Source organism: Candidatus Pantoea soli, assembly GCF_007833795.1.
GTDB classification, from domain to species: Bacteria; Pseudomonadota; Gammaproteobacteria; order Enterobacterales; family Enterobacteriaceae; genus Pantoea; species Pantoea soli.
Genome location: NZ_CP032702.1, coordinates 2,907,821 through 2,922,939, shown reverse-complemented (window position 1 = coordinate 2,922,939; position 15,119 = coordinate 2,907,821). Strand labels below are relative to the sequence as shown.

At 58.5% G+C, this 15,119-nt stretch carries 11 protein-coding genes; 8 read left to right on the top strand and 3 right to left on the bottom strand.

Translation table 11 applies throughout. From position 1 onward, the window contains the following. Positions 1-9 precede the first annotated feature (9 nt). Positions 10-894: a 2-hydroxy-3-oxopropionate reductase gene (gene garR / locus D8B20_RS13630; protein WP_145889361.1), complete on the top strand. Its 885-nt coding sequence runs from the start codon at positions 10-12 to the stop codon at positions 892-894. Between the two features lie 84 nt (positions 895-978). Next, positions 979-2,118 carry a glycerate kinase gene (locus D8B20_RS13625; protein WP_145889360.1) on the top strand — a complete coding sequence of 380 codons (1,140 nt, stop codon included), beginning with the start codon at positions 979-981 and terminating at the stop codon, positions 2,116-2,118. 186 nt (positions 2,119-2,304) lie between these two features. Here D8B20_RS13625 and barA read toward each other — a convergent pair whose 3' ends face one another. Next, complete coding sequence (barA, locus tag D8B20_RS13620; protein ID WP_145889359.1) at positions 2,305-5,034, bottom strand: two-component sensor histidine kinase BarA; 2,730 nt, start codon at positions 5,032-5,034, stop codon at positions 2,305-2,307. 91 nt (positions 5,035-5,125) lie between these two features. Between barA and rlmD the strand changes: the two genes are divergently transcribed. From rlmD to queE, 6 genes are all read left to right on the top strand, one after another. Beyond that, positions 5,126-6,442 (top strand): 23S rRNA (uracil(1939)-C(5))-methyltransferase RlmD, encoded by a 1,317-nt coding sequence (rlmD, locus tag D8B20_RS13615; protein WP_145889358.1) that lies wholly within the window; start codon positions 5,126-5,128, stop codon positions 6,440-6,442. A 33-nt stretch (positions 6,443-6,475) separates the two neighbouring features. Continuing rightward, positions 6,476-8,713: a GTP diphosphokinase gene (relA, locus tag D8B20_RS13610; protein WP_145889357.1), complete on the top strand. Its 2,238-nt coding sequence runs from the start codon at positions 6,476-6,478 to the stop codon at positions 8,711-8,713. Between the two features lie 177 nt (positions 8,714-8,890). Then, positions 8,891-9,676 (top strand): nucleoside triphosphate pyrophosphohydrolase, encoded by a 786-nt coding sequence (mazG, locus tag D8B20_RS13605; protein ID WP_145889356.1) that lies wholly within the window; start codon positions 8,891-8,893, stop codon positions 9,674-9,676. Positions 9,677-9,926: 250 nt separating this feature from the next. Continuing rightward, positions 9,927-11,564, top strand: a complete 1,638-nt coding sequence (gene pyrG / locus D8B20_RS13600) for a glutamine hydrolyzing CTP synthase (RefSeq protein WP_145889355.1) — start codon at positions 9,927-9,929, stop codon at positions 11,562-11,564. A 77-nt stretch (positions 11,565-11,641) separates the two neighbouring features. Beyond that, complete coding sequence (gene eno / locus D8B20_RS13595; protein WP_145889354.1) at positions 11,642-12,940, top strand: phosphopyruvate hydratase; 1,299 nt, start codon at positions 11,642-11,644, stop codon at positions 12,938-12,940. 149 nt (positions 12,941-13,089) lie between these two features. After that, the gene (gene queE, locus D8B20_RS13590; RefSeq protein WP_145889353.1) at positions 13,090-13,761 is read left to right on the top strand and encodes a 7-carboxy-7-deazaguanine synthase QueE; all 672 of its coding nucleotides are present in this window, start codon (positions 13,090-13,092) and stop codon (positions 13,759-13,761) included. A 76-nt stretch (positions 13,762-13,837) separates the two neighbouring features. On the opposite strand, the gene D8B20_RS13585 is transcribed toward queE, so the two are convergent. Both D8B20_RS13585 and queD read right to left on the bottom strand, forming a co-directional pair. Further along, positions 13,838-14,437 (bottom strand): inorganic diphosphatase, encoded by a 600-nt coding sequence (locus D8B20_RS13585; RefSeq protein ID WP_145889352.1) that lies wholly within the window; start codon positions 14,435-14,437, stop codon positions 13,838-13,840. 168 nt (positions 14,438-14,605) lie between these two features. After that, positions 14,606-14,968, bottom strand: a complete 363-nt coding sequence (gene queD, locus D8B20_RS13580) for a 6-carboxytetrahydropterin synthase QueD (RefSeq protein ID WP_145889351.1) — start codon at positions 14,966-14,968, stop codon at positions 14,606-14,608. Positions 14,969-15,119: the final 151 nt, after the last annotated feature.

Below are 15,119 nucleotides of genomic sequence, written 5' to 3'. Positions count from 1 at the left end.
GGAAAGGCAATGAAAATTGGATTTATCGGCCTTGGCATCATGGGCAAACCGATGAGTAAAAACCTGGTGAAAGCCGGTTACACGCTGGTGGTGCGCGACCACCATCCCCACAACGAGGCCGAACTGGCTGAGCTGGGCGCAACCGTGGCCAAAACGCCCCGCGAGGTGGCGGAACAGGTTGATGTGGTCATCACCATGGTGCCGAACTCACCGCAGGTGAAAGAGGTGTGTCTGGGCAGCAACGGTATTATTGCCGGAGCAAAACCGGGGCTGGTGGTCATCGACATGAGTTCGATTGCGCCGCTGGCCAGCCGCGAAGTGCATGATGCGCTGGCGGAAAAAGGTATCCGGATGCTGGATGCGCCGGTGAGCGGCGGCGAACCCAAAGCCATTGAGGGCACGCTCTCGGTGATGGTGGGGGGAGATAAAGCGGTGTTCGATCAGTGCTACGACATCATGAAAGCGATGGCCGCGTCCGTGGTGCACACCGGCGACAGTGGAGCGGGCAACGTTACGAAACTGGCTAATCAGGTGATTGTGGCGCTGAATATCGCGGCGATGTCCGAAGCGCTGTCGCTGGCGACCAAAGCGGGCGTCAATCCGGAACTGGTTTATCAGGCGATTCGCGGCGGCCTGGCGGGCAGCACGGTGCTGGATGCGAAAGCGCCAATGGTACTGGATCGTAACTTTAAGCCGGGCTTCCGAATTGATCTGCATATCAAGGACCTGGCTAACGCGCTGGATACCTCCCACGAGATTGGCGCCCAGCTGCCGCTGACGGCGGCGGTGATGGAAATGATGCAGGCGCTGAAAGCCGACGGACAGGGTACGTCCGACCACAGCGCGCTGGCTTGCTATTATGAGAAGTTAGCTCACGTTGAGATTACCCGGTAGGACATGCGTCCGGCCTCTGCGGATGCCGGACCGCTGACTGCCTTAGCCGGACGGCCTGCCGTCACCTACGCGCTCGGATTGCCTATGAAAATTGTCATCGCACCGGATTCATACAAAGAGAGTTTGTCAGCCCTGGAAGTGGCTACCGCGATTGAAGCAGGATTCCGCGAAGTTTTTCCTGCTGCCGAATACGTGAAAATACCGGTTGCCGACGGCGGAGAGGGCACGGTAGAGGCGATGGTGGCCGCCACGCAGGGCAAGCTTGTCCGGCTGACGGTCACCGGACCGTTAGGCAAACCGGTGGACGCCTTTTATGGTCTGGCGGGCGACGAGCGCACCGCGTTTATCGAGATGGCGGCGGCCAGCGGGCTGGAGCAGGTGCCGACGGCGCAGCGCGATCCGCGTGTCACCACCTCCTGGGGCACCGGCGAACTGATTAAAGATGCGCTCGATCGCGGCGTGGATCACATTATTATCGGCCTCGGCGGCAGCGCCACCAACGACGGCGGCAGCGGCATGGTGCAGGCGCTGGGCGCGCGCCTGCTGGATGCGCAGCAAAATGAGATTGGCTATGGCGGCAGCGCGCTGTCTCAGCTGGCGCACATTGATATTTCGGCGCTCGATCCGCGTATTAAGCAGTGCCGGATCGAAGTGGCCTGCGACGTGACCAACCCGCTGACAGGTGCAAAAGGCGCCTCGGCGATTTTTGGTCCGCAGAAAGGGGCCACACCGGAGCTGGTGCAGCAGCTGGATGGGGCGCTGGCGCACTACGCCGGTATTATTCAGCGCGATCTCGATCGGGATGTGCTGCACCTTGCTGGTGGCGGCGCAGCCGGCGGCATGGGTGCCGCGCTGCACGCCTTTTGTCAGGCGGAACTGCGGCGCGGGATTGAGATTGTAACGGAAGCGCTGGGGCTGGCGGAGCAGGTGAAAGATGCCGATCTGGTGATCACCGGCGAAGGCCGGATCGACAGCCAGAGCATCAACGGCAAAGTGCCGATTGGCGTAGCGCAGGTCGCCAGACGGTTTAATAAACCGGTTATCGGTATTGCCGGCAGTTTGACCGCCGATGTTGGCGTGGTGCATGCGCACGGGCTGGATGCCGTTTTCAGCGTGCTGTACAGCATCTGCACGCTGGAAGAGGCGCTGGAGAGCGCTGCGCAGAACGTGCGTCTGACCGCCAGAAACGTGGCCGCCACCCTCAGGGCCGGACAGAGCCTGTAAGGCAGCGCGCCGGGGATTTTCCGCCCCGACGCTGCGCCGGTTCACTGCGCCGGCTGCGAATGGATATCAGCAAGGCGGGAGAGATCGCGCCGCTGCGGTGTCGGCAGGGGGCTGGCGGTGAGGTGCCGCCGGTGACCGGCGGTAACCTGCCGGTTCCTGACGGCGGCCCGCCGTGGCCGCGCTGGCTCAGGCTGAACCCAGCACCTTTCGCGCTTCGCGCGCCACGTTTGCCAGCTCGTCGGTCAGCTCCAGCAGCTCCGGCTCCAGCGCCGCGATATCGCTTTCCTGATGCAGACTCTTCTCCAGCTGATGGCACAGCTGTTTCAGCCGCGGCACGCCGCTGTAGCTGGCGCTGCCGTGCAGCTTATGGATGATCTCACGCAGCCCGGTGACGTCATTGGCTGCCATGCACTCTGCCACGCGTGTCTCCACTTCCGGCAGGAAATCCAGCAGCATCTGCAGCAGGTCACGCGCCAGATCCGGTTTACTGGCTGCCTGCCGCAGCGCCAGCCGCCAGTCCAGAGACGGCGCTATCGCCGACGGCAGCGCCGGGACGGCTGAAACGTTGGGGGCATAGCGATGCAGCAGCTGGCTGAGCTTGGCTTCATCAATCGGTTTTGCCAGATAATCGTTCATGCCGGCGGCAATCAGCTGTTCACGCTCGCCGTCCAGCGCGTGTGCCGTTACCGCCACAATCGGCGTGCTGGCATGCAGCGGCAGGCCGCGGATGATTTCACTGGCACGGATGCCGTCAATATCCGGCATCTGAATATCCATCAGAATGATATCCAGCTTGTGCAGCCGCGCTTCGCGGATCGCCTGCTCCGCGTTGTCGCACAGAATGATGTGCTGCACCTGCTCCTCCAGCAGGGCGCCAATCAGCTTGAGGTTGGCCGGATTATCATCCACTGCCATCACCGTCAGCGGCTGACGGTCGCTATGCGGCGCGGCATCGCTGTGACGCATGTTCAAATCCAGCAGCATCGGCAGCAGACGCGTCAGCGAAACCGGTTTTGCCAGACACCCGGCGATGCCACGCGCGCGCAGGTCATCCGCAAACAGCATCATTTCGCTCGGCAGTGCCAGCAGTACGGAGTCCGCATGGCTGCGCAGACGCTTAATCAGCGCATCCGGCAGCGTGGCCGGGTGCGGATCGCTAACCGGCAGGCCCATCAGCAGCAGCGGGAAAGGCGTCTCAGGCAGATCCTCCAGACGATTGAAATGCTGTACCTGCAGCGGCGTGATGCTCAGCATCTCCTGGACCGCTTTCGCCACCGCCGGATGCGGTTCGATATACGCCAGCGGCGTCGGCTGCAAATCGTCGAGCACGCGCGGGATAGCCGGCGCGTTGGGGTTAAGATCGAGGTGCACATGCACCCAGAAGCTGGAACCCTGATCCTGACGACTGTGGAAGGCAATTTCGCCGCCCATCTCCTGCACCAGTTTCTGGGTAATCACCAGGCCAAGGCCGGTGCCGCCGTGGCGCCGCGTAATGCTGGCATCTGCCTGGCGAAACGCCTGAAACAGCTGAGACTGCTGCTCCGCAGAGATGCCGATGCCGGTATCGTGCACCTGAATCTCCAGCCCGGCGCGCGTCGCGCTCAGGCTGCGCAGCTCAACGCGCAAATCGATGTGGCCGCGCTCGGTAAATTTGATGGCATTGCCGATCAGGTTGATGAGGATTTGCTGCAGCCGCAGCGGATCGCCAATGACGTTATCCGGCACCTGCTTCTCCAGGCACACGGTGATCTCCAGTCCTTTTTCATGGGCTGAGGGCGCCAGCAGCACCAGCGTCTCATCCAGCGTGGCGCGCAGCGGAAACGGGATCGATTCCAGCACCAGCTTACCGGCTTCCAGTTTGGAGAAGTCGAGCACGTCGTTGATAATGCTCAGCAGGTTATTGGCGGAGCGTTCAATGGTGCTCATGTAGTCACGCTGGTTGGTGCTCAGCCGGGTTTTCAGCATCTGGCGGGTAAAGCCGATTACGCCATTCAGCGGTGTGCGCAGCTCATGCGACATATTGGCCAGAAACTCTGATTTGATGCGGGCCGCCTCCTGCGCGCGCTTCTTGGCCAGATCCAGCTCCACGTTCTGAATCTCCAGCTGCTCCAGCGTTTCGCGCAGATCGTAGGTTGCCTGATCGATATTCTGCTGCATCTCTTCGTGATAGGCGGTGAGCGACATCGCCATGGCGTTGATGCCGTTCTTCAGAATGCTGAGTTCACCCAGCATATACCCCTCCACGCGGCTATCCAGCTGACCACGGCGGATGCGGTCCACGGTTGAGACCATGTTGCGAATCGGTCCGGTGACGTCGCGCATCAGGCGGTAGGCAAACAGCATGGCGATACAGAGGCAGAACAGCAGCAGCAGGGTGGCAACAAACACCTCTTTGTATTGCTCCAGCCGGACCGACTGCAAATCCAGTTCAATGGCCACATAGCCCAGCGGATTGCCCGCCGGTTTGGCTTCCTCCTCCGGCGACTCATCACCGGCATAGCGCTCAGAAAGGATGGGCGTGCGCAGCACCATCAGCGTGCCGTGCCGCTCGGCAGAAACGCCTTCCGGCAGCACAGAGATATCCTCTTTCTGCAGCAGCGCCAGGTCCTGGTGATTATTCGAGGTCACATAGACATGATTGTTGTTGTCGAAAACGGTAATGGCACGGACAATATCGGAATGACGGCGGTGCAGCAGACTAACCAGATCGCGGATGGCATCCCGGTTGTGCCACGTCATGCTGTATTCGCTGGAGACCGCCAGCGGTTCGATGATATTGGCACCGGCATCGCGCACCTGATGCTGTAACTCGTTGTAGCGGTGTACCACGAAAAACGTACTGAGCAGCAGGCCAATCATCAGCGTGGGTGCCAGTATCAGAATCATCATTCGCGCCCGCAGGCTGTATTTCGTCATAATTGTGGGCCTGGCGACTCCTGGCATTTTATCCCTGTGCACATCCCGCTGGCGGCTGCGCACCCATTCAACACTGAGAACGTATAACACTATGGCGCAATTCTACTCCGCAAAACAGCGTGTGACGACAAAGCAGCGGATCACCGTCACCATCAGCGAACTGGATCCCTTTGGCCAGGGCGTGGCACGCCACAACGGTAAAGCGCTGTTTGTCAGCGGGGCACTGCCGGGTGAGCAGGCCGAGGTCACGGTGACTGAAGATAAGCGTCAGTTTATGCGGGCAAAAGCGCATCGCATCCTGCAGCCATGTGCGCAGCGTGAAACGCCGCGCTGTGGCCACTTTGGCGTATGCGGCGGCTGCCAGCAGCAGCACGCGGCGGTGGCGTTGCAGCAGGCGAGTAAAGCGCAGGCGCTGAGCCGCATGCTGAGTCAGGAGGGCGCACCGCCGGTTTCGGTTGATACCATCATCAGCGGGCAGCCGTGGGGCTATCGCCGCCGCGCCCGACTGGGTCTGCAGTGGCAGCCCCGGCAGCAGCGCCTGCTGATGGGATTCCGCCAGGCGGCCAGCAACGATCTGGTGGCGCTGCGGCAGTGCCCCATTCTGGTGCCCGAACTTGAGGCGCTGCTTCAGCCGCTGCACCAGTGTCTCAGCAGCTTAAACGCCGTAAGACGTCTCGGCCATGTGGAGCTGGTGCTGGCCGATAACGGTCCGCTGATGGTGCTGCGCCATCTTGATGCGCTGTCCGCCGCCGATCGTGAAAAACTGGAACGCTTTTCGCATGAGCACCGGCTGATGACCTGGCTGGCAGACGGCAGCGACAGCTTACAGCCGCTGCAGGAAGCGATGCCATTTTACCGTTCGTTCGATTTGCAGCTAACCTTCAGCCCGCAGGATTTCATCCAGGTTAACGATGCGGTCAATCAGCAGATGGTGGCCCAGGCGCTGGCATGGCTCGATCTGCAGCCTGACGATCGCGTGCTCGATCTGTTTTGCGGGATGGGCAACTTCACATTGCCGATAGGAAAGTTCGTACAAAATGTAGTGGGTGTGGAGGGTGTAGCAGCATTAGTCCGTCAGGCAGAGTATAATGCTCAGCTTAACAATCTAAGAAATGTCTGCTTCTTCCAGCACAATTTAGAGGAAGAGGTCTCGCGCCAGCCGTGGGCGGCGCAGGGATTTAATAAGGTGTTACTGGATCCGGCGCGCGCCGGGGCCGCGGGCGTGATGTCGCATGTCGTTAAACTTGCGCCAGAACGCGTGGTCTATGTTTCCTGTAACCCCGTAACGCTTGCCCGCGACAGTCAGACATTACTGTCAGCGGGCTACCATCTGGAAAGGGTCGCGATGCTGGATATGTTCCCGCATACCAGTCATCTCGAATCCATGGTGTTGTTCAGCAAAACATAAGCGACGCTTAACGTCGCTATGGCAGGAGAGGATATGGTTGCGGTCAGAAGTGCGCATTTAAATACGGCAGGGGAGTTTGCCCTTGACCAGTGGATAGCCAGCCTGAATATCAGTAATCCCCAGTCGTGTGAGCGGCTGGCGGACGCATGGCGCTACTGTGAAGCCGAAACGCGCGACCATCCCGATCAGGCTCTGCTGCTGTGGCGCGGGATTGAGATGGTGGAGATCCTCACCATGCTCAGCATGGATATCGACAGCCTGCGTGCCGCGCTGCTGTTTCCGCTGGCCAATGCGGAGGTGGTCAGCGAGGAGGAGCTGGAAAAATCCTTTGGTAAAGGCATTGTCTCGCTGGTGCACGGCGTGCGCGATATGGACGCTATCCGCCAGCTGAAGGCGATCCACAACGACTCCATGGCCTCTGCGCAGGTGGACAACGTGCGCCGGATGCTGCTGGCGATGGTGGAAGACTTCCGCTGCGTGGTCATCAAGCTGGCTGAGCGAATTGCGCACCTGCGTGAGATGAAAGATGCGCCGGAAGATGAGCGCGTGCTGGCGGCGAAAGAGAGCACCAATATTTACGCGCCGCTGGCGAACCGCCTTGGCATCGGACAGCTCAAATGGGAGCTGGAAGATTACTGCTTCCGCTATCTGCACCCGGACGAATACAAACGCATCGCGAAGCTGCTGCATGAGCGGCGGATCGATCGTGAGCAATATATCGATAATTTTGTCGAGAACCTGCGCAAAGAGATGCAGAAAGAGGGCGTGCGCGCAGAAGTATACGGCCGCCCGAAACACATCTACAGCATCTGGCGCAAGATGCAGAAAAAATCGCTGGCGTTTGACGAGCTGTTCGACGTGCGCGCGGTGCGTATCGTCGCAGAGCGCCTGCAGGATTGCTACGGTGCGCTGGGCACGGTACATACGCTGTATCGTCATCTGCCGAGCGAGTTCGACGACTATGTCGCCAATCCTAAGCCCAACGGCTATCAGTCTATCCACACGGTGGTGCTGGGGCCGGAAGGCAAAACCGTTGAGATTCAGATCCGCACCCGCCAGATGCACGAAGACGCTGAGCTGGGCGTCGCCGCACACTGGAAATACAAAGAGGGGCCGACGTCGGGCAACGCGCGCGGCGCGGCGGGCCACGAAGAGCGCATCGCGTGGCTGCGCAAGCTGATCACCTGGCAGGAAGAGATGGCCGATTCGGGCGAAATGCTGGAAGAGGTGCGCAGCCAGGTGTTCGACGACCGGGTCTACGTGTTTACGCCGAAAGGTGACGTGGTAGATCTGCCGGCCGGCTCCACGCCGCTCGACTTTGCCTACCATATCCACAGCGATATTGGTCACCGCTGCATCGGGGCCAAAATCGGTGGCCGCATTGTGCCCTTTACCTATCAGCTGCAGATGGGCGACCAGATTGAGGTAATTACCCAGAAGCAGCCCAACCCCAGCCGCGACTGGCTCAACCCCAATCTGGGCTATATCACCACCAACCGCGGCCGCTCAAAAATTCACGCCTGGTTCCGCAAACAGGACCGTGACAAGAATATTCTTGCCGGCCGGCAGATACTGGATAACGAGCTGAGCCAGCTGGATATCAGCATGCGTGAAGCCGAAAAAATCCTGCTGCCGCGCTATAACGTCAGCTCACTTGATGAGCTGCTGGCGATGATTGGCGGGGGCGATATCCGTCTGAATCAGATGGTTAACTTCCTGCAGGCCAAACTGCATAAGCCCAGTGCGGAAGAGGAAGACCGTGAAGCATTGCGTCAGCTGACGCAGAAGTCGCAGCATGCCGCCTCTTCGCGCAAAGAGAGCGGGCGCGTGGTGGTAGAAGGGGTCGGGAATCTGCTGCACCATATTGCGCGCTGCTGCCAGCCGATTCCCGGTGACGATATCGTGGGCTTTATCACTCAGGGCCGCGGCATTTCCATTCACCGCGCGGACTGCGACCAGCTGAGCGAGCTGATCTCCCACGCGCCGGAACGGATTGTTGACGCGGTATGGGGCGAAAGTTACTCCAGCGGCTATTCGCTGGTGGTGCGCGTCACCGCTAACGATCGCAGCGGATTGCTGCGCGATATCACCACCATCCTGGCGAATGAAAAAGTTAACGTGCTGGGCGTTTCCAGCCGCAGCGATACCAAAAAACAGCTGGCGACCATCGATATGGACATCGAAATTTACAACCAGCAGGTACTGGGACGCGTGCTGGCGCGGCTGAATCAGGTGCCGGATATCATCGACGCGCGCCGTCTGCACGGATAACGCGGCCTGCCGTCTGCGGCGGCGCGTGCACCGCCCAAGGTGCCGCGCCGCAGCCCGCTGCGCGGTGTTGCTTTCTGCCTGCGCGGCTCCTGCCATGCGTCCTTTTTTCCGGGCTTGCGGCGCAGGGCGGGGATGAGGGTACAATCGCCTTTTTCCTCACGCCTTAAGGACACCCCCATGACCGCTGTAAACCGCCTGCTCTCTATCATGCAAACCCTGCGCGACCCGGCGCGCGGTTGCCCGTGGGACTGTCAGCAGACCTTCACTTCTATCGCCCCCTACACGCTGGAAGAAGCCTATGAAGTCATTGATGCCATCCAGCGGGCAGATTTTGATGACCTGCGCGACGAACTGGGCGACCTGCTGTTTCAGGTGGTGTTTTATGCGCAAATGGCGGAAGAGCAGCAGCGCTTCAGTTTTGACGACATCTGCCACGCCATCAGCGACAAGCTGGAGCGCCGGCATCCTCACCTCTTTGGTGATGCGCAGGTCAATTCTGCGGCGGAAGTCGGGCAAAACTGGGAAGCCATCAAGCGCGGTGAGCGCGTGGAAAAAGCGCAGCATTCGGCGCTGGACGACATTCCCAAAGCGCTGCCTGCCCTGATGCGGGCGCACAAAATCCAGAAACGCTGTCAGAGTGTCGGCTTCGACTGGGACAGCCTGGGCCCGGTGCTGGAAAAAGTGCATGAAGAGATCGATGAAGTGATGCACGAGGCGCAGCAGGCAGTGGTCGATCAGCACAAGCTGGAAGAGGAGATTGGCGATCTGCTGTTCGCCACCGTCAATCTGTCACGTCATCTTGGCAGCAAAGCGGAGATTGCCCTGCAAAAAGCCAATGATAAGTTCGAGCGCCGCTTCCGTCAGGTGGAAGCGATCCTGCGCGAGCAGGGGCGGGACAATGCCACACTGGACGAGATGGAAGCGGCCTGGCAGCAGGTTAAAGCGCGCGAGCACAAGGCCTGAGTGATACGCACCATGCTGGTGATTATTCCAGCACTGCGCATAAAGTAGCCGCTTACGCTTACTCGATTCAGCTTCGCGGCAACTTTGTGACGTGCGTCAACATTCTGCAACGATCTATCCAGTATGTTACGGGATGCATAGCGTGGGAGGATGGTGTGATTCATCAATTGTGGCTGCGGACGACTTCGGGTATACTGTTTTCCCGTCCTGGTTATTCCACCGTCTTTAAACCTAAACTCTCAGGTTCAGCATGACAACGAATTATATTTTTGTGACCGGCGGGGTCGTTTCCTCTCTGGGCAAAGGCATTGCCGCAGCCTCCCTCGCAGCCATCCTTGAAGCACGTGGTCTGAATGTGACCATCATGAAACTCGATCCGTACATCAACGTCGATCCGGGTACCATGAGCCCTACGCAGCACGGTGAAGTATTCGTCACCGACGACGGGGCCGAGACCGATCTGGATTTAGGTCACTATGAGCGCTTCATCCGTACCCGCATGTCGCGCCGCAACAACTTCACTACGGGTCGTATCTATTCAGAAGTGCTGCGCAAAGAGCGTCGCGGCGACTATCTGGGTGCCACGATTCAGGTGATCCCCCATATCACCAACGCCATCAAAGAACGCATTATTGAAGGTGGCGAAGGTCATGACGTCGTGCTGGTGGAAATCGGCGGAACCGTGGGCGATATCGAATCACTGCCGTTCCTGGAAGCGATTCGTCAGATGGCGGTCGATGTTGGCCGTGAACACACCATGTATATGCACCTGACGCTGGTTCCGTATATGGCAGCGGCAGGTGAGGTGAAAACCAAACCGACCCAGCACTCGGTAAAAGAGCTGCTGTCGATCGGTATTCAGCCGGATGTGCTGATTTGCCGCTCCGACCGCGCCGTACCGGCCAACGAACGTGCCAAAATTGCGCTGTTCTGTAACGTGCCGGAAAAAGCGGTTATCTCGCTGAAAGACGTGGATTCCATCTATAAGATTCCGGGCCTGCTGAAATCGCAGGGGCTGGATGATTACATCTGCAAGCGCTTCAACCTCAGCGCCCCGGAGGCCAACCTGGCCGAGTGGGAGCAGGTGATTTATGAAGAAGCCAATCCAGGCGGCGAAGTCACCATCGGTATGGTGGGCAAATACGTTGAGCTGCCGGATGCGTATAAATCCGTGATCGAAGCGCTGAAGCACGGTGGTCTGAAAAACCGCGTTACCGTGAACATCAAGCTGATCGATTCGCAGGATGTGGAAACGCGCGGCGTGGAAATCCTGAAAGATCTGGATGCGATTCTGATCCCCGGCGGCTTCGGCTATCGCGGCGTCGAAGGCAAACTGCTGACCGCGCAGTACGCCCGTGAGAACAACATTCCTTACCTGGGCATCTGCCTCGGCATGCAGATTGCGCTGATGGAGTTCGCGCGCAACGTGGCCGGGATGGAAGGCGCCAACTCAACGGAATTTGTGCCAGACTGTAAATACCCGGTCGTTGCGCTGATCACCGAATGGCGTGACGAGAACGGCAACGTGGAACAGCGTTCCGAGCAGAGCGATCTGGGCGGTACCATGCGCCTGGGTAGCCAGCAGTGCCAGCTGACCCCGGAAAGTAAGGTGCGCCAGCTGTACGGTTCAGACGTGATTACCGAGCGTCACCGTCACCGTTACGAAGTAAACAATCTGCTGCTGAAGCCGATTGAAGCGGCGGGTCTGCACATTGCAGGCCGTTCCGGCGACGATCAACTGGTAGAGATCATTGAGATCCCGAACCATCCGTGGTTTGTAGCCTGTCAGTTCCACCCGGAATTCACGTCGACCCCGCGTGATGGTCATCCGCTGTTCGCGGGCTTTGTTAAAGCCGCGCAGGAGCACCAGAAGCGTTTAGCGAAGTAAAAGTTTAACGAACAGCGCGCGAACTTTTCGCGCGTTGTTTGTCTTAGGATTGACTAACTTGTACTGAGGAAAATCGAATGTCCAAAATCGTTAAAGTCATCGGTCGCGAAATCATCGACTCCCGTGGCAACCCGACTGTAGAAGCAGAAGTGCATCTGGAAGGCGGTTTCGTTGGTCTGGCTGCGGCGCCATCAGGTGCATCAACCGGTTCCCGTGAAGCACTGGAGCTGCGCGACGGTGACAAGTCTCGCTTCCTGGGCAAAGGCGTAACCAAAGCAGTTGCAGCGGTTAACGGCCCGATTGCTGACGCGGTAAAAGGCAAAGATGCAAAAGACCAGGCGAACATCGATAAGATCATGATCGAGCTGGACGGTACTGACAACAAATCCAACTTCGGTGCAAACGCCATTCTGGCGGTTTCCCTGGCCGCTGCGAAAGCTGCTGCTGCCTCGAAAGGTCTGCCGCTGTATGCACACATCGCAGAACTGAACGGCACCCCAGGCAAATACTCTATGCCACTGCCCATGATGAACATCATCAACGGTGGTGAGCACGCGGATAACAACGTTGATATCCAGGAATTCATGATTCAGCCAGTGGGCGCGAAAAACGTGAAAGAAGCCATCCGTATGGGTTCTGAAGTTTTCCACAACCTGGCAAAAGTGCTGAAAGCCAAAGGCATGAACACCGCAGTGGGTGACGAAGGTGGCTACGCGCCAAACCTGGGTTCAAACGCCGAAGCGCTGGCCGTTATCGCAGAAGCAGTAAAAGCGGCAGGCTACGAGCTGGGCAAAGACATCACCCTGGCGATGGACTGCGCGGCGTCTGAGTTCTACAAAGACGGCAAATACGTGCTGGCGGGCGAAGGCAACAAAGCCTTCACTTCTGAAGAGTTCACGCACTTCCTGGAAGACCTGACCAAACAGTACCCAATCGTCTCTATCGAAGACGGTCTGGACGAGTCAGACTGGGAAGGCTTCGCTTACCAGACCAAAGTGCTGGGCGACAAAATCCAGCTGGTGGGCGACGATCTGTTCGTGACCAATACCAAAATCCTGCGTGAAGGTATTGAGAAGGGCATCGCGAACTCTATCCTGATCAAATTCAACCAGATCGGTTCTCTGACCGAAACGCTGGCCGCGATCAAGATGGCAAAAGACGCCGGCTACACCGCGGTGATTTCACACCGTTCAGGTGAAACCGAAGATGCGACCATCGCTGACCTGGCGGTCGGTACCGCTGCAGGCCAGATCAAAACCGGTTCCATGAGCCGTTCTGACCGCGTAGCCAAGTACAACCAGCTGATTCGTATTGAAGAAGCGCTGGGTGACAAAGCCCCGTTCAACGGTCTGAAAGAAGTAAAAGGCCAGGCGTAATCGCCTGATGATGCGGCGTTAAGGCCGCATTGCCTGAAGGAAAGCCCCGCCTGGTGCGGGGCTTTTGCTTTTTATGGCACGAAGCGGCGGTGAAGCGGCAGAAAAAATCTGCCATAATCGGCGCCTTCAATTTCTGACGTGAGTAAAAAATGTTCTACCCGATTAACGAAATGTTCCAGACACTGCAGGGCGAAGGGTTTTATACCGGCGTGCCGGCCATCTTTATCCGTTTACAGGGATGTCCGGTCGGATGCAGCTGGTGTGACACCAAACATACCTGGGAGAAGCTGGCTAATCGGGAGACCTCACTCGGCGATATTCTGGTGAAAACCGTTGAGAGCGATGCCTGGGGCAGCGCCGATGCCGCCACGCTGATCGACACCATTGCCCGTCAGGGCTGGACGGCGCGCCACGTGGTCATCACCGGCGGTGAGCCAGCGATCTTCGATCTGCGTCCGCTGACTGACGCGCTGGAAGCGGCGGGTTTCCAGTGCCAGATTGAAACCAGCGGCACGCATGAAGTGCACTGCTCGGCAGGGACCTGGGTCACGGTGTCGCCAAAGGTCAATATGCGCGGCGGCTACGATGTATTGCCCCAGGCGCTGCAGCGCGCGGATGAGATCAAACATCCGGTGGCGCGCGAGCGCGATGTGGAAGCGCTGGATGCTCTGCTGGCCGGCCTGCACGATACAAAGCCACGCATTGTGGCACTGCAGCCGATCAGCCGTGGCGAGGCGGCCACCCGCCTGTGCATTGAAACCTGCATCGCCCGCAACTGGCGTCTTTCGATGCAGACGCACAAATACCTGAATATTGCCTGACGCGACTGCGGCGCACCGGTATCGTGCGGCGTGGCTGGCGGCGCAATGCACAACACATTGCGCCGCTGCCTCCGGATTACTGCTTCGCTTTATACGCGTCGAACGCCTGTTTGATTTCGGCTTTCGCTTTCGCCGCGTCTTCAAATCCATTCAGCTCTACCTTTTTACGTCCCTCCGGCAGCTGCTTATACACGCGGAAAAAGGCTTCGAGGCGCGCCCGTTCCATCTGCGGCAGGTCGCTCATCTCTTTAATGTCGTCGTAAGTCGGGTCAATCTTACTGGCGGGCACCGCCACGATTTTATCGTCCACTTCGCCGCCGTCGATCATCTTCAGCACGCCAATCGCCCGCAGCTTGATCAGCGTACCCGGCTGTAGCGGGGCGCGGCTGTAGAAAATCACATCCAGCGGATCGTTATCGCCGCCCAGTGACTGCGTCAGTGAACCGTAGTTAGCCGGATAGGCCACCGGCATCGACTGAAAGCGATCGGCGACGATAAAGCCGGTGCGGGCATCGGTTTCGTATTTGATGGTGCCACCCGCCGGGATTTCGGTGACGGCATAGAACTCCTCCGGCACGTTGGCGGGCTGCGGGAAATCAAGCACGTTTTCAGCCTGAACGGCAGCAGAGGCAGCCATAAAAATGGCAAACAGGGAAAGGCGGTGCAGCAGGTTCATTGTTGATTCTCTTGTATTTTAAAAAGAGACAACAACGTAGAAGGCGTAAATGACAAACAGATGAATGCAGGCAGCGCGGGCCGGGGCGCCAGGCCATCCCCGGTGTAGAATGCTGTCACTGACCGGGGTGGATTAAGCAGGCCTGCGCGCCGCGTGGCGAGGCCGCGGTTAACCTTTGTAGACGCAGCCCGCAGTGCAGGTTTCTTTGATCATCACCGCGCTCAGTTCCGGCAGTACCGGCTTCATCTCATCCCAGATCCATTTGGCCAGCACTTCGCTGGTGGGATTTTCCAGACCGGGAATATCGTTGAGATAGTGATGATCCAGGCGCTCATACAGCGGCTTGAACGCTGCCTTAAGTTCGGCAAAATCCATTACCCAACCGGTATACGCATCCACTTCACCGGTAATTTCCAGTCGCACCAGAAACGAATGGCCGTGCAGGCGACCGCATTTGTGCCCTTCCGGCACGTGAGGTAAGCGGTGGGCCGCTTCAAACTGGAACTCTTTAAACAGCGTGGTAGACATAATGGCCTCAGACGAAAAAACCGCTGAAGTCTACCTGAAATGCAGATTTTTCGCACCCGTTGACCAGCAAAAGGGCATTTTCCGCCTTTAATCGCAGGCGTGTTTATCATAAAAGCATGAATATAAAGCGTTTTGTTTACCACTTTTGCCGATT